Consider the following 14,941-nt stretch of genomic DNA (forward strand, 5'->3'; position numbering starts at 1 on the left):
CAGCCACGGAGTCGAATATCCAGCCTGCCGATCGGCCTCGTTGCGTCAGAGCTTGACCATCGGCACGCCACCGATCAGCATCAGGCGGACCTTACCCGCCGAACCGAAGTCGATCGTCACGGTGGCCGTGGGTCCGGCGCCCTTCGTCTCGAGCACCTTGCCGAGCCCGTACTTGTCGTGGCTGACCCGGTCGCCGACCGCGAGCACGAGATTGTTGTTGCGCCCCCGGGGAGCGCCGAAGCTCGGCGTCGTACCGGCCCCTCGGCCGCCACCACCGCCGCCGAATCCCGAACCTCCGTAACCGGATCCACCGTATCCCTGTCCGCGAGCCCTGCCACCGCCGATGGCTCCGCCGGCACCGAGCACGCCGGGATCCTCGCGGCGCCAGTTCACCAGATCCGCCGGAATCTCTTGCAGGAAACGCGATTCCGGGTTGGTGACCGGCTGCCCCCACGCGGAGCGTACGATCGCGCGGGTCAGGTACAGCCGGTGCCGGGCGCGGGTGATACCGACGTACGCCAGGCGGCGCTCCTCCGACAGCTCAGCCGGATCACCGAGCGCGCGCATGTGCGGGAACTGCCCGTCCTCCCAGCCGGTCACGAAGACCACCGGGAACTCGAGCCCCTTCGCAGTGTGCAGCGTCATGAGCGTGACGACGCCCTCACCCGAGTCGGGTACCTGGTCCGAGTCGGCAACCAGCGAGACCCGCTCGAGAAACGCCGCCAGCGAACCGGGGTCGGGCAGGCCTTCGTCGTCGCGTTCACCGGCCTCGCCGGACTCGTCACCGGCGGCGGACTCGTCCTCCGCGAACGCTGCGGCGTTACGGGCGTCGGAGCTGAACTCCCTTGCAACGCTGACCAACTCGTTGAGGTTGTCGAGCCGGGCGCCGTCCTGCGGATCGCTGCTGGCCTCGAGCTCGCGGCGGTACCCGGTGCGGTCCAGGACAGCCTCGATGATCTCACCGATGTCGGAGAGATCGTTGCCGTCGGCGTCGGTGCTCACCATCAACGCCCGCAGCCCGTCCATCAGTTCGAGAAACGATGCTATGGCCTTCTGGGAGCGGGTGTTCAGCAGCGGGACGACGCCCTCGGCACCGGCGCGGAGCGCCTGCGCGAACCCCACCCCCTTCTGCTCGGCGAACACCGACACGCACGCCTCCGCGCGGTCACCGATCCCGCGGCGGGGAGTGTTGAGGATGCGGCGCAGGCTCACCGTGTCGTCCTCGTTCGCGAGCACCCGCAGGTACGCGACGATGTCGCGTACCTCCTTGCGTTCGTAGAACCGCGTGCCGCCGACCACCTTGTACGGAATGCCGAGGCGGATGAAGATCTCCTCCAGCGCACGCGAGGAGTTGTTGGTCCGGTAGAACACCGCGACGTCGCCGAACTTCGCGTCGCCGGCGTCGACCAGGCGGTCGATCTCCGACGCCACGAACTGTGCCTCGTCGTGCTCGTTGTCGGCGACGTACCCGGTGATGAGCTCACCCTCGCCGGAATCGGTCCACAGGCGCTTCTCGCGGCGGCCGGTGTTCCGGGAGATCACCGAGTTCGCCGCCGACAGGATGTTCTGCGTGGACCGGTAGTTCTGTTCGAGCAGGATGGTCCGCGCGTCCGGGTAGTCGCGCTCGAACTCCTCGATGTTGCGGATCGTGGCCCCGCGGAACGCGTAGATCGACTGGTCCGCGTCACCGACTACGCACAGTTCGGCCGGCGGCACCGTGTGCGGATCGACAGCGCCCTCGGCGGCCTCCCCCACCAGTTCGCGAACCAGCACGTACTGCGCGTGGTTGGTGTCCTGGTACTCGTCGACCAGCACGTGCCGGAACCGGCGCCGGTAGTACTCCGCGACCTGGGGGAACGCCTGCAGCAGCCCGACAGTCTCGCCGATCAGGTCGTCGAAGTCCATCGCGTTCGCGGCCCGCAGGCGCTGCTGGTAGTGCGCGTACACCCGGGCCACCAGCTTGGGCATCTCGGCCGGATCCCGGTCCGCGGTGGCCGCGGCCTCCTCGGGATCGATCAGCTCGTTCTTGAGGTTCGAGATGTGCGTGGCGAGCAGCCGCGCGGAGAAGCGCTTGGTGTCGATGTCCAGATCCTTGGAGATCATCGTCAGCAGGCGCCGGGAGTCGTCGGCGTCGTAGATCGAGAAGTTCGAGTTCAGGCCGGGCAGCAGCGCCGACTGTGCCCGCAGGATCCGCACGCAACTCGAGTGGAACGTCGAGACCCACATGCTGTTGGCGCGGGGGCCGACCAGTTGGGCCACCCGCTCACGCATCTCGGCGGCGGCCTTGTTGGTGAAGGTGATCGCCAGGATCTGGCCGGGCATCACGCCGCGCTCGGCCAGCAGGTACGCGATCCGTCGGGTCAGCACCGCGGTCTTGCCGGACCCGGCTCCGGCCACGATGAGCAGCGGCGATCCGGCGTGCAGGACGGCCTCTCGCTGCTGCGGATTGAGACCCTCGAGGAGGGCGTCGGTCGAACCGTGGGCACCGCCCGAAGACATACCTGACGACATTCCTGCAGCGCCGATCGTGGACCCGGAAATAGTATTCATCGCCTGTCAACGCTACCGGCGAAGTCCGACACTTCGGCAGCTACCCGATCCCGTCGACGGTGAAGGCAGTCACCCCTGCTTGGGCTGGTCTCATTTGCGTGGCAAACTGGAGTAATGATCATTGCCACGCAGGGGCACCAGCCGGGCGCCCGATGGCGCTCGCCCCGCGAGCACAGGCGATTTCCCAGCGGGTACCGACCTATGGTGCCCGCGGCCTGATCCCCCGCGCGCCCCGAGGTCCACACCGGATCCCGGGGCGTTCTTGTGAGCTGGACCCGGATTCGTAACGACTCGAGGGCACCGAACGAACCCAGTTCTGACACGAGGAGAAGAATATGAGCAGTCCGACCGCACCTCCTTCATCCGAGTCACCCGTTCCCGCGAGCGAGGCCGAGATCGATGAACTCCGCAAGGAGATCGACCGCCTCGACGCCGAGATTCTCGCGGCGGTGAAGCGCCGCAGCGAGGTGTCCCAGATCATCGGCCGCACCCGCATGGCGTCGGGCGGCCCGCGGCTGGTCCACAGCCGGGAGATGAAGGTCCTCGAGCGGTTCAGCGAACTCGGCCAGGAGGGCCATACCCTCGCGATGCTGCTGCTGCGCCTCGGGCGCGGGCGACTGGGGCACTGACCTCACCGGCACCGACACGTCCTACGAGAACCGCCCGGTCCTGCGACCGGGCGGTTCTCGTATGCCGGGGTCAGGTCAGCGCGATGTACTTGGTCTCGAGGTACTCGGCGATGCCTTCGCTGCCGCCCTCCCGCCCGAACCCGGATGCCTTGACGCCGCCGAACGGTGCGGCGGTGTCGGAGATGACACCGCGGTTGACGCCCACCATCCCGGTCTCGAGGGCGTCCGACACGCGCAGGGCCCGGTCGAGGTCGCGGGTGTAGATGTACGCGGCCAGACCGAACTCGGTGTCGTTGGCGGCGGCGACAGCCTCCGCCTCGGTGTCGAAGCCGGTGATCGCGGCCACGGGGCCGAACACCTCCTCGCGCAGGATCCGAGCGGACGCGGGCACGTCGGCGAGGACGGTCGCGGGATAGAACCAGCCCGGACCCTCCGGCGCGTCGCCGCCGAGCAGGACCTCGGCGCCGGCCTTCACGGCGTCCTCGACGAGGTCGGTGACCGTCTCGAGCTGGTCCCGGTTGATCAGCGGCCCCAGTGTCGTCTCGGGGTCGATACCGGGGCCCATCTTCGACGCTGCCATGCGTTCGGTGAGCTTCGCGGTGAACTCCTCCCGGACGGCGTTCGCGACGTGGAAACGGTTGGCAGCGGTGCAGGCCTCGCCGCCGTTGCGGAGCTTCGCGAGCATCGCGCCGTCCACGGCGGCGTCGATGTCGGCGTCGTCGAACACGACGAACGGAGCGTTCCCGCCGAGCTCCATCGACGTACGCAGCAAGCCCTTCGCCGACTTCTCGACCAGCATCCGGCCCACCGCGGTGGAACCGGTGAACGTGAGCTTGCGCAGACGGGGATCCTCGAGCAGCGGTTCGGTGACGGCACCCGAGTGCGATGTCGGCAGCACCGACAGCACGCCCTGCGGGAGGCCTGCTTCGACGAACAGTTCCGCGAGCGCGAGCATCGTCAGTGGCGTCTCGGACGCGGGCTTGACGATCATGGTGCAGCCGGCGGCCAGCGCGGGTCCGATCTTGCGGGTGCCCATCGCGAGCGGGAAGTTCCACGGGGTGATCGCCAGGCACGGCCCGACGGGCTGCTTGCTGACGAGGATGCGCCCGTTGCCGGCCGGCGCCGACTGGTAGCGGCCCTCCATCCGGACCGCCTCCTCGGCGAACCACCGGAAGAACTCGCTGCCGTACTTCACCTCGGCGCGGCTCTCCGGCAGGGCCTTGCCCATCTCGAGCGTCATCAGCTGCGCGAACGTCTCGGCGCGAACGGTGATCTTCTCGAAGACCGAGCGCAACAGCTCGCCGCGCTCGCGTGCCGGGGTCGCGGCCCAGTCCGCCTGCGCGGCCACCGCCGCGTCGAGCGCCTTGACGGCGTCACCGGGGCTGGCGTCGGCGACCTCGGTGAGGACCTCACCGGTCGCGGGATTCCGAACGGGGAACGTGGCGCCGTTCTCGGCGTCGACGGGGGTGCCGCCGATCCACAGCTTGGTAGGAACGGCACGAATCAATTCGGCTGGGTTCATGACCTCCATCATGCGCCGCCTCTCCAGAGAATGAGAGCCGACAAGATGTTCGGGTCCAGTGCCGATAAGCTGCCTCCATGAGCACAGACATCACCGGTACCGCAGCCTGGAAGAACCTGGATGCGCATCATCGAGTGATCGAATCTGCCCATCTGCGAAACCTGTTCGCTCAGGATCCCGATCGCGGCACCGCGCTGACGGTGACCGCCGCTGACCTGTACGTCGACTACAGCAAGCACCGCGTGACCCGCGAAACTCTGGACCTGCTGGTCGAACTCGCTCGTACCGCGCGCGTCGAGCAGCGTCGTGACGACATGTTCGCCGGCGCCCACATCAACACGTCGGAGGACCGCGCGGTGCTGCACACGGCGCTGCGGCTGCCGGCCGACGCGCAGCTGACCGTCGACGGTCAGGACGTCGTCGCAGACGTGCACGATGTCCTGCGTCGCATGGGCGACTTCACCGACCGGCTGCGGTCCGGGCAGTGGCGCGGCGCCACCGGCGAACGGATCCGCACGGTCGTCAACATCGGCATCGGCGGCTCCGACCTGGGACCGGTCATGGTGTGCGGCGCACTGCGCCACTACGCCGACGCCGGGATCTCGGCGCGGTTCGTCTCGAATGTCGACCCGTCGGATCTGGTGGGAACGCTCGCCGACCTCGACCCGGCCACCACGCTGTTCGTGGTCGCGTCCAAGACGTTCTCGACGCTCGAGACGCTCACCAATGCGTCGGCCGCGCGCCGGTGGCTGGTCGACGAGCTCGGCGAGAGCGCGGTGCCCAAGCACTTCGTCGCGGTGTCCACGCACGCGCAGCGGGTTGCGGAGTTCGGTATCGACACCGCCAACATGTTCGGGTTCTGGGACTGGGTGGGTGGCCGCTACTCGGTGGACTCGGCTATCGGCCTGGCAGTGATGGCGGTGATCGGCAAGGAACGGTTCGCCGAGTTCCTCTCCGGGTTCCACGCGATCGACGAGCACTTCCGGACAGCACCGCTCGAGCGGAACGCGCCGGTACTGCTGGGACTGATCGGCGTCTGGTACTCGAGCTTCTTCGACGCCGAATCCCGTGCGGTGCTTCCATATTCGAACGACCTGGCCCGGTTCGCCGCCTACCTGCAGCAGCTGACGATGGAGTCCAACGGCAAGTCGGTGCGCGCCGACGGCTCCCCCGTCACCACCAAGACCGGCGAGATCTTCTGGGGCGAGCCTGGCACCAACGGCCAGCACGCCTTCTACCAGTTGCTCCACCAGGGCACCCGCCTGGTGCCGGCCGACTTCATCGGCTTCGCCGAGCCCACCGACGATCTGCCCACCGCGGACGGCACCGGCAGCATGCACGACCTGCTCATGAGCAACCTGTTCGCGCAGACGAAGGTGCTCGCATTCGGCAAGACGGCCGAGGAGATCGCCGCCGAGGGCACCGCGCCGGAACTCGTGCCGCACAAGGTGATGCCGGGCAACAGGCCGTCGACCACGATCCTGGCTCCGCGGTTGACCCCGGCCGTGATCGGTCAGCTCATCGCGCTGTACGAGCACCAGGTGTTCGTGGCGGGCGTGATCTGGGGCGTCGACTCGTTCGACCAGTGGGGTGTCGAACTCGGCAAGGCCCAGGCCCTCGAGCTCGGTCCGGTCCTGACGTCGACGGAAGCGCCTCCGCAGCAGGACGATTCGTCTACCGACGCACTGGTGCGCTGGTACCGGAAGCAGCGCGGCCGCACCGTCTGACGTCGGCGACCCTCACGCCGCGTGCGGATGACTCCATCCGCACGTGGTGTAGACGCGCCCGTCGTAGTCGACGAGTCGGGCGGCCAGTTCCTGCTGGTCGAGCCAGGCCACCGCACCGAGGTTCCGTCGCTGCGACGACGCCGCGGCCGCGTAGGCCCACAACGCGTCCCCGGCCATCACCGACACCTGTTCCCAGCCGCCTCCCACACCTTCGCTCGCCCGGGTGCGATCTGCGCCGGCGGTCGCCAGCGCGGTACCCGCCGGCAGTTCCACCGCCCCGTCGCCCGGGACGGGAACCTGCCATCCGCCGGCAGGACAGTGTCCGGCCGTGGCGACGTTGCCGCCGACGCGGACCAGCACACCGCACTCGAGTTCGTGGGCGACCAGCGCGGCCGCCCGATCCGCGGTATCCGCCTTCGCGGTGTCGCCGATGTCGAACGACACCCCCCACGGTGCGAGCACGGTGGCGTCGTCGATCTGGACGTCCGCGAACGTGGGCTCCGGGTGGATGGACGGAACACTCGACGGCGGCTCGTCGAAGGCGAGCGGGCTGACCACGCCGTCGGTCATGCGGGCCACCCAGAGCGCCGATCGCAGGAGCCCGGCCAACCGGACACTGACTCGCACCGGCAGCCCCTGTGCCAGGTTGACGGCGTGGATCTCGGCGTCGCCGCGGTGGAGGCTGCAGGCGGATTCCGCCTCGGACAGGACCGCACCGACCAGCCCCGCCGCGGGTCCCAGCGCCGCGGCTTCGGTGACCTGGACCTCGATCTCCTCGTTCCAGGCGCTCCATCTCGTGTCGACAAGCATGACGTGCTCCGTGAATCGAGAAATTCGCTGCACCCAGTATGCGCCTGCACGGCAAACGCACTGGTCAACGCGTCGAGCGGACACCACCGACCGCGGTGAGGGCGAACCGGACCAGGTCTTCGATCACGCCGGGATCGGCACCGCCGGACGCCAGTGGGCCGGCCAGTACCTCGGCGGTGGCGCCGACGAGCGACGCCGCCGCCAGCGGAACGTTCTGCGGCTCGAGTTCGCCGTCGGCGATACCGTCGGCGACGGCCGCGGCGAACGCGTCGGCGAAGGTGCGGCGGAAGATGAGACGCTCGGCGTCGACCGCCGCGTCGACAGGTTCCGCGAGCAGCGTGTACGCGAGCTTCGGGTTTCGCATGGCCCGACCGCCGAAGGTCTCGATCACCGCCGCGATCCGCTCGGCGGCCGAACGACCAGGTCCCGCAGCCGCGTTCACCTCGGCAACCTCACGACCGACGATCTCTCGGAACACCGCGACCACGAGGTCCGACTTGCCCGAGAAATGCGTGTAGACGCTGCCGGTCGCCACCCCCGCGCGGGTGGCGACGGCCGCGATCGTCAGCCCCTGATAGCCCTCCTCCGACAGCACCGCGACCGCGGCCTGGAAGATGGCGTCGCGTTGGGCCGCGAGACGCGCCTCGACGGCGGGGGTTCGACGGTAGGCCATGGTGGTCAGTGTTCCAGTACGGCCCGCGAACCCACGATTCAACCCTTCCGGCGCAGCGGCCCCGGGTAGCGTCGAACCATGCCGGTGCGCACTGAACGAACCGGGCCCGTGACGACCATCGTGTTGTCCCGGCCCGAGGTGCGTAATGCGGTGGACGGGCCCACCGCCGCCGCGCTGGCCGAGGCGTTCCGCGAGTTCGAGAACGATCCCGATGCCGCGGTCGCGGTCCTGTGGGGCGACGGTGGCACGTTCTGCGCGGGCGCCGACCTCAAGGCACTCGGCACGGACCGGTCCAACCACGTCACACCCGACGGCGACGGACCGATGGGACCTACTCGCATGCGACTGTCCAAGCCGGTGATCGCCGCGATCGCGGGGCACGCGGTGGCCGGCGGTCTCGAACTGGCGTTGTGGGCGGACCTGCGAGTCGCGGAGTCCGACAGCGTCTTCGGCGTCTTCTGCCGGCGCTGGGGTGTACCACTGATCGACGGTGGCACCGTGCGCCTGCCCCGCCTCATCGGCGCGGGACGCGCAATGGACCTGATACTGACCGGCCGCGCGGTCGACGCCGACGAGGCCCTCGCGATCGGCCTGGTCAATCGGGTGGTGCCGCCGGAGCAGTCGCGGGCCGCCGCCGAGGAGTTGGCGACCGAACTCGCCCGATTCCCGCAAACCTGCCTCCGCGAGGACCGGATGTCGGCGCTCGAACAGGAGGGGTTGTCCGAGGAGAATGCCCTGGCGTCCGAGTTCCGGCACGGCATGGTGGCGGTCACCGTCGACGCGCTCGGCGGCGCCGCCCGGTTCGCGGCCGGCGAGGGCAGGCACGGCAGTTTCGGCAGCTGAGGCCCGCTTGGCGGTAACGTCCGATCCCATGGACCGGTTGACCATGGTGGACGAGATCTTCCTGCGCCGACATCACGGCTACGGGTTGCCGATCGTGATGCAGGGTTTGTGGCGCACCGCCGACGTCATGGATGGCGCGGTCCTCGCGTCGGTGCACGACGGGCTGAGGCACGGGGCCCTGGCCCGGCGGGTCGTCCGTCCGCGGGTGCCCGGCGCCCGATTGCGCTGGGTGACCAGCACCGACTGCTATCCCCTGCGGTACGACACCGAGACCGTGCCGGTCGACGACGTGCTCCGGTGGGCCGACGCGGAGGCCGCCGTCGACGTCGACCCCGAGTTCGGGCCGGGGTGGGCGCTGTCGGCGGCGCCGGTCGCCGACGGTGGCACCGTGATCTCCCTCGTGTGTTCGCACGTGATCGCCGACGCCCGCGGACTGATCTCCGCGGTCGACGCGGCCCTCACCGGCCGATCGACCCCACCGACCATCTCGCGCACGTCGGACGTGGCGGACGCAGCGCGCCTGGTCGGTACCGTCGTCGGGCGCGGGCTGGCGGCGACGCTGGGGCTGGCGTTCAGCGCGCGCCGGCGCCGTGAACTGCGGGACTTCGTCGACCAGACACCGGAGCCCGGGTCGGGCCAGGCCCACAGGCCGTCGGCGATGTGTAGCGCGATTCTCGACATCGACGCGACCGCCTGGGACGCGGTGGCCGCCGAACAGGACGGCACCGCGAACGGACTGTTCATCGCGGTGCTCACCGCGATCGCCGACGCCGCCGGGGTTCCGATGCCCCTGAACATCTGCCTGCCGGTCGACATGCGCAGTTCCGAGACGGCCGACAACTCCATCGTGATGACGGATGTGACTGTCGGACCGGAGGATTCACTCGCCGACATCCGCGAGCTGAGCCGGGAGGCGTACTCCCGCCCGCCGATGGGCGCGCCGTCGGGGTTCCCGGAGGAGATCTCCCAACTGCTCCCCGACCGACTGGCGCACCACCTGACTGCGGGCGCGGGCGAACGCGATGCACTCTGTTCCAACATCGGGCGGCTGCCCGACTCCGTCGGGTCACTCGGCCCGCACCGCACGACCGGCGTGGCGACCCGCGCCGTCCACCCGCGCCTGGCCGTGGACCACGACGCCGGCACCATGACGCGGCTGTCGGCGTACCTGTGCTCGTACGGCGACACGTACTCGTTGTCGCTGGTCGGGGTCGATCCCGCGTACTTCGACAGCGCCGACGAACTGCGTGAACTCGCCGTCGCACAGCTCGCGAAGCGGGGGTTGTCGGCGCAGGCCTGGTGAGCCACATGGCACCACTCGGCGCCATGTGGACAAGAATTTGATGCCAAACCCTTCCCATTGGCATCATGTTGGTGCCATAGTGGTGCCATGGACCTCACACCGTACGTCTCCGCACTCCACAACGATCTCGCCGTCGCGGCCGAGGCGGGCGGCCCGGACGCCCGCGCACTCGCGGAACGGTTGACGGCACCGCTGGATTCGGCGATCCGACTGGCACTGCTGGACGCGCTCTCGGCCGCCGCGAGCGAGATCACCAGTGAACTGGCCCCCGGTTCGGTCGATCTGCGCCTGCGCGGACGCGAGCCCAGCTTCGTCGTGACCCCGCCGCCCGCGCCGCCGGCGTTCACCGACCCCGGCGAGGCCTCCGAATCCGAGCCTCCGACGCCTCGTCCCGCAGAGACCGACGAGGGGCCGATGACCCGCATCAATCTCCGACTCCCGCAGGACCTCAAGGACCGTGTCGAGGACGCGGCCCGTACCGCCGGGCTGTCCGTCAACGCCTGGCTGGTCCGGTCGGCCGCCGCCGCGCTCGACGACGGCAGCGGCGCCCGACGGCCCGAGCGGCGCGCCCCGACCGGCGGCGACCGCTACACCGGCTGGGTCCGCTGACCCCGGCTGACCCCGCACACCATCGAACCCCCGAGGATCACCAATGCCTACTTTCGCCAGCACAGAACCGATCACCGCAACCCTCCAGTTCGCCGTCGGCGACGCCACCATCACCGCGAGCGATCGTGACGACACGGTCGTGGAGGTCCGCCCCAGCGACCCGAACCGCGAGACGGACGTGCGCGCCGCCGAACAGACCCGCGTCGAGTTCGCCTCGGGCCGACTGCTCGTACGAGCACCGAAGCCCCGAGTGCTCGGCGTGTGGGGCAAGGTCGGATCGGTCGACATCACGGTCGCACTGCCCTCCGGATCGGCGGTCGAGGCCGACGCGTCGGTGGCGGCGTTCCGCTCGACGGGCCGACTCGGCGACTGCCGGATCAAGACCTCGACCGGCGACGTCCGCCTCGGTGCCACCGCCGCACTGACCGCGCATTCCGGTGCCGGCGCGATCGTGGTGGAGAGTGTGTCCGGCGACGCCGACGTGAGCACCGGCTCGGGCAAGGTCGAACTGCCCCGCGTCGACGGCAGCCTCGTCGTCAAGAATGCCAACGGGCACAACCGGATCGGCAGCGTCACGGGAAGTCTCCGGGTCAAGACGGCGAACGGCGACGTCACCGTCGACCACGCCGGCGCCGACGTCACCGCCGCGACCGCGAACGGCGACATCCGGATCGGCGAGGTCACCCGTGGCACCGCGTCCCTGCGGACGGGACACGGCGAGATCGAGGTGGGAATCCGGTCCGGCACGGCCGCGCGCCTCGACGTACACACCTCGTTCGGCAAGGTCCACAACAGGCTCGCCGAGACGGCCGGACCGGCATCGACCGACCAAACCTTGGAACTCCAGGCCCACACCGGCTTCGGCGACATCATCGTTCACCGCGCAGAGGTCGGGCAGACAACTACCGGAAAGGCAGAGCTATGACGACATCGGTCAGCACCCGATCGGCGATCAGCGTTCGCTCGCTTCGAAAGTCCTTCGGAGACAATGTAGTGCTCGACGGCATCGACCTCGACATCGCGGAGGGAAGCGTCTTCGCCCTCCTCGGTCCCAACGGGGCGGGCAAGACCACCACGGTCCACATCCTGTCCACTCTCGTCCGCCCCGACGCGGGTGACGCGACGGTCGGCGGCCACGATCTGGCACAGGAACCCGACGCCGTCCGCCGCGCGATCGGCGTCACCGGGCAGTTCTCCGCGGTCGACAACCTCCTCACGGGCCGCGAGAACCTGATCCTGATGGCCGATCTCCACCACCTGGGCCGGGACGCCGGTCGGCGCCGGGCGAGCGAACTGCTCGAGCAGTTCGACCTTTTCGATGCGGCCTCGAAACCTGCCGGGAGCTACTCGGGTGGGATGCGGCGGCGACTCGACCTCGCGATGACGCTGGTCGGTAGTCCCCGGATCATCTTCCTCGACGAACCGACGACCGGACTCGATCCGCGCAGTCGACGCACGATGTGGGACATCATCCGCGAACTCGTCGCGGGCGGCGTCACGATCTTCCTCACGACGCAGTACCTGGAGGAGGCCGACCAACTCGCCGATCACATCGCCGTCCTCGACGGCGGCCACGTGGTCGCGGCAGGCACGCCGACCGAACTCAAGCGCCTCGTACCGGGCGGTCACGTCAGCCTGCAGTTCATCGATCCGGACGAGTTGGACTCGGCTGCAACATCACTCGCCGACGCCGTTCGTGACGACGACACCCTCACGCTGCAGGTTCCCGGAGACGGCAGCATCCGGTCACTGCGGTCGATTCTCGACCGACTCGACGCCGACTCGATCGAGGTCGCGAATCTGTCGATCCACACGCCCGACCTCGACGACGTCTTCCTCGCACTCACCGGCCGACCCGAAACACGAAAAGAGGCAGTGCGATGACCACGATGACGTACACACTGACGGACTCGGCGACCATGCTGCGGCGCAGCCTCCGGCACATCGTCCGGTACCCGTCGATGACGGTATTGCTCGTGGGGATGCCGATCGTCATCCTGCTGCTCTTCGTCTACGTGTTCGGCGGGACTCTCGGTGCAGGCCTGGGAGATCCGACCGGCGGGCGCTCCGCCTACGTCGATTTCGTGACCCCGGGCATCCTGCTGATGACGGTGGCCGGCGCCGCTCAGGGAACCGCGATCTCCGTCGCCACGGACATGACCGAGGGCATCATCGCCCGGTTCCGCACGATGGCGATATCGCGCGCGTCGGTGCTGACCGGTCACGTCGTGGGCACGATGATCCAGACGATGCTGAGCCTGCTGCTGGTCACTGGTGTGGCACTTCTCGTCGGGTTCCGCCCGACGGCCGGGGTCGTCGAGTGGATCGCGGCGATCGCGCTGCTGGCGGGTTTCACGTTCGCGATCACGTGGCTGTCCGTCGCGCTCGGGCTGGTGTCGAAGAGCGTCGAGACCGCGAGCAACCTACCGATGTTCCTGATCCTGCTGCCGTTCCTGGGTAGCGGTTTCGTCCCCACCGATTCCATGCCGACCGGCTTGCGCTGGTTCGCCGAGTACCAGCCGTTCAGCCCGGTCATCGACACCCTGCGCGGGCTTCTCCTGGGCGGTCCGATCGGCGCCGACGCAGCCCTGGCGGTCGCCTGGTCCGCCGCAATCGCCCTCTTCGGGTACGTGTGGGCGAAGCGCCGGTTCGAGCGTCGCTCGATACGCTGATCCCCACCCCCTGGCCCGACCGGAAGCGGCGCGAAACCGCCCGGTCGGGCCTACCGTGGATTCATGGCTCCCGAAGAGTTCGACGTCATCGTGATCGGAGGCGGGCCGGCCGGCGAGAACGCGGCGGCCTACGCCATTGCCGGCAGCGACCGCACCGCGGCGCTGATCGAGCACCAACTGGTGGGCGGCGAGTGCTCGTTCTGGGCGTGCATGCCGTCGAAGGCACTGCTGCGACCGGTGGAGGTGCTCGGCACCGCGCGGCACATGCCGGGTGTGGAGGAGAAGGTCAACGCCTACGGACTGGATGTCGAGGCGGTCCTCACGCGCCGCGACGGCTTCGTGCACAACCTCGACGACTCGTCACAGGTGTTGTGGGCGGATTCGGTCGGCATCGACGTCATCCGCGGCAGCGCCCGCATCACCGGGGCGCGGGAGGTGACCGTCGGCGACCGGGTGATGCGGGCCCGGCACGCGGTCGTCCTCGCGACCGGCACGACCGCCTCCGTCCCCGGCACACCGGGCCTGCAGGAGGCGCTGCCGTGGACGTCGCGCGACGCCACGAACGTGCGGGAGATCCCCAGACGACTCGCGGTAATCGGCGGTGGCGTGGTGGCGTGCGAGGCCGCGACGTGGCTGCACGAACTCGGCGCCGACGAGGTGACGCTCGTCGTCCGCGGGTCCGGGCTGCTCGGACGGACCGAACCGTTCGCGGGCGAGATGGTCGCCGAGAAACTGCGCAAGCACGGCGTGAACCTGCGCTTCGGCGCGAACGTGGAATCGGTGACTCGCATTGCCCCGTCGGACACCGGCATCGGCCGGATCCACGGCGGACCCGTCACGCTGGCGCTGAGCGGCGACGGCTCGGACCCCGAACTCGAGGCCGACGAGATCCTCGTCGCGACCGGACGCACCCCCGCCACCGCCGGGCTGGGGCTCGAGACGCTCGGTCTGCCCGATCTTGATTCTCACGGCTACGTCACCGTCGACGATCACCTCACTGTGGCGGGCGTCGACAGTGACTGGTTGTACGCGGTGGGCGACGTCAACGGTCGGTCCCTGCTCACCCACATGGGCAAGTACCAGGCGCGGGTGTGTGGCGACGTGATCGCGGCGCGAGCGGAGGGCCGGCCGCTCGACGGGCCCCGGTTCGTCGCGTCCTCCGATCACGGGCAGGTGCCGCAGGTGGTGTTCACGACGCCCGAGATCGCCGCGGTGGGCCGCACCGAAGAACAGGCCCGTGACGACGGCCTCGACGTCGAGGTGCTGGCGGTCGACATCGACGTCGCGGGTGCCGCGCTGTCGCGGGACGACTACACCGGGCGCGCGGCGCTCGTGATCGACCGGGCCACCGACACCGTGGTGGGCGCGACGTTCGTCGGATCCGGGGTCGCGGAACTGGTGCACGCGGCGACGGTCGCGGTGGTGGGCCGGGTCCCGGTCGAGACGCTGTGGCACGCGGTCCCGTCGTATCCGACGGTCAGCGAGGTGTGGTTGCGACTGCTCGAGGCGAGACGCAATCCGTCGTGAGCACCGCGAGGACGTTCCCCACCTCCTGGCCGACACGGTCGGTACGCGGTACGCTGGTGGCACATACGGAGGTGTG

At 69.4% G+C, this 14,941-nt stretch carries 13 protein-coding genes; 9 read left to right on the top strand and 4 right to left on the bottom strand.

Annotated features, from left to right (window positions below):
- Positions 1-45 precede the first annotated feature (45 nt).
- Positions 46-2,499, bottom strand: coding sequence for a DNA helicase PcrA (pcrA, locus tag J2X34_RS09115; RefSeq protein WP_429516705.1), 2,454 nt, complete (start codon positions 2,497-2,499; stop codon positions 46-48).
- Between the two features lie 386 nt (positions 2,500-2,885).
- Here pcrA and J2X34_RS09120 point away from each other — a divergent pair, with 386 nt between their 5' ends.
- Positions 2,886-3,179, top strand: coding sequence for a chorismate mutase (locus J2X34_RS09120; RefSeq protein ID WP_114718170.1), 294 nt, complete (start codon positions 2,886-2,888; stop codon positions 3,177-3,179).
- Between the two features lie 70 nt (positions 3,180-3,249).
- Here J2X34_RS09120 and J2X34_RS09125 read toward each other — a convergent pair whose 3' ends face one another.
- The gene (locus J2X34_RS09125) at positions 3,250-4,701 is read right to left on the bottom strand and encodes an NAD-dependent succinate-semialdehyde dehydrogenase (protein WP_181818636.1); all 1,452 of its coding nucleotides are present in this window, start codon (positions 4,699-4,701) and stop codon (positions 3,250-3,252) included.
- Between the two features lie 77 nt (positions 4,702-4,778).
- Here J2X34_RS09125 and pgi point away from each other — a divergent pair, with 77 nt between their 5' ends.
- Positions 4,779-6,428, top strand: a complete 1,650-nt coding sequence (gene pgi, locus J2X34_RS09130; protein WP_429516707.1) for a glucose-6-phosphate isomerase — start codon at positions 4,779-4,781, stop codon at positions 6,426-6,428.
- 12 nt (positions 6,429-6,440) lie between these two features.
- Here the strand turns inward: pgi and J2X34_RS09135 are convergent, their stop codons facing one another.
- Positions 6,441-7,238, bottom strand: coding sequence for an FAD:protein FMN transferase (locus tag J2X34_RS09135; RefSeq protein WP_429516709.1), 798 nt, complete (start codon positions 7,236-7,238; stop codon positions 6,441-6,443).
- A gap of 64 nt (positions 7,239-7,302) precedes the next feature.
- Positions 7,303-7,911: a TetR/AcrR family transcriptional regulator gene (locus tag J2X34_RS09140; RefSeq protein WP_114718166.1), complete on the bottom strand. Its 609-nt coding sequence runs from the start codon at positions 7,909-7,911 to the stop codon at positions 7,303-7,305.
- A gap of 78 nt (positions 7,912-7,989) precedes the next feature.
- Here J2X34_RS09140 and J2X34_RS09145 point away from each other — a divergent pair, with 78 nt between their 5' ends.
- The 7 genes from J2X34_RS09145 (at position 7,990) to J2X34_RS09175 (ending at position 14,865) form a co-directional block, all read left to right on the top strand.
- Positions 7,990-8,754: a crotonase/enoyl-CoA hydratase family protein gene (locus J2X34_RS09145; RefSeq protein ID WP_429516711.1), complete on the top strand. Its 765-nt coding sequence runs from the start codon at positions 7,990-7,992 to the stop codon at positions 8,752-8,754.
- A gap of 28 nt (positions 8,755-8,782) precedes the next feature.
- On the top strand, positions 8,783-10,057 hold the full coding sequence (locus tag J2X34_RS09150; protein ID WP_114718164.1) for a hypothetical protein: 1,275 nt from the start codon (positions 8,783-8,785) through the stop codon (positions 10,055-10,057).
- Positions 10,058-10,144: 87 nt separating this feature from the next.
- Complete coding sequence (locus J2X34_RS09155; protein ID WP_114718163.1) at positions 10,145-10,666, top strand: hypothetical protein; 522 nt, start codon at positions 10,145-10,147, stop codon at positions 10,664-10,666.
- A 43-nt stretch (positions 10,667-10,709) separates the two neighbouring features.
- Positions 10,710-11,591 (top strand): DUF4097 family beta strand repeat-containing protein, encoded by an 882-nt coding sequence (locus J2X34_RS09160; protein ID WP_114718162.1) that lies wholly within the window; start codon positions 10,710-10,712, stop codon positions 11,589-11,591.
- On the top strand, positions 11,588-12,550 hold the full coding sequence (locus J2X34_RS09165) for an ATP-binding cassette domain-containing protein (protein ID WP_429516714.1): 963 nt from the start codon (positions 11,588-11,590) through the stop codon (positions 12,548-12,550). The genes J2X34_RS09160 and J2X34_RS09165 overlap by 4 nt, the downstream gene beginning before the upstream one ends.
- Positions 12,547-13,338, top strand: a complete 792-nt coding sequence (locus J2X34_RS09170; protein WP_114718160.1) for an ABC transporter permease — start codon at positions 12,547-12,549, stop codon at positions 13,336-13,338. The genes J2X34_RS09165 and J2X34_RS09170 overlap by 4 nt, the downstream gene beginning before the upstream one ends.
- A gap of 63 nt (positions 13,339-13,401) precedes the next feature.
- Positions 13,402-14,865 (top strand): dihydrolipoyl dehydrogenase family protein, encoded by a 1,464-nt coding sequence (locus J2X34_RS09175; RefSeq protein WP_429516716.1) that lies wholly within the window; start codon positions 13,402-13,404, stop codon positions 14,863-14,865.
- The last annotated feature ends 76 nt before the right edge of the window (positions 14,866-14,941 follow it).

Source organism: Rhodococcus sp. BE178, from assembly GCF_050433545.1.
GTDB lineage: Bacteria > Actinomycetota > Actinomycetes > Mycobacteriales > Mycobacteriaceae > Prescottella.

Coding starts and splice junctions, on each gene's coding strand:
- pcrA (WP_429516705.1), bottom strand. CDS start 2,499: ATGTCTTCGGGCGGTGCCCACGGTTCGACCGACGCCCTCCTCGAGGGT.
- J2X34_RS09120 (WP_114718170.1), top strand. CDS start 2,886: ATGAGCAGTCCGACCGCACCTCCTTCATCCGAGTCACCCGTTCCCGCG.
- J2X34_RS09125 (WP_181818636.1), bottom strand. CDS start 4,701: ATGAACCCAGCCGAATTGATTCGTGCCGTTCCTACCAAGCTGTGGATC.
- pgi (WP_429516707.1), top strand. CDS start 4,779: ATGAGCACAGACATCACCGGTACCGCAGCCTGGAAGAACCTGGATGCG.
- J2X34_RS09135 (WP_429516709.1), bottom strand. CDS start 7,238: ATGCTTGTCGACACGAGATGGAGCGCCTGGAACGAGGAGATCGAGGTC.
- J2X34_RS09140 (WP_114718166.1), bottom strand. CDS start 7,911: ATGGCCTACCGTCGAACCCCCGCCGTCGAGGCGCGTCTCGCGGCCCAA.
- J2X34_RS09145 (WP_429516711.1), top strand. CDS start 7,990: ATGCCGGTGCGCACTGAACGAACCGGGCCCGTGACGACCATCGTGTTG.
- J2X34_RS09150 (WP_114718164.1), top strand. CDS start 8,783: ATGGACCGGTTGACCATGGTGGACGAGATCTTCCTGCGCCGACATCAC.
- J2X34_RS09155 (WP_114718163.1), top strand. CDS start 10,145: ATGGACCTCACACCGTACGTCTCCGCACTCCACAACGATCTCGCCGTC.
- J2X34_RS09160 (WP_114718162.1), top strand. CDS start 10,710: ATGCCTACTTTCGCCAGCACAGAACCGATCACCGCAACCCTCCAGTTC.
- J2X34_RS09165 (WP_429516714.1), top strand. CDS start 11,588: ATGACGACATCGGTCAGCACCCGATCGGCGATCAGCGTTCGCTCGCTT.
- J2X34_RS09170 (WP_114718160.1), top strand. CDS start 12,547: ATGACCACGATGACGTACACACTGACGGACTCGGCGACCATGCTGCGG.
- J2X34_RS09175 (WP_429516716.1), top strand. CDS start 13,402: ATGGCTCCCGAAGAGTTCGACGTCATCGTGATCGGAGGCGGGCCGGCC.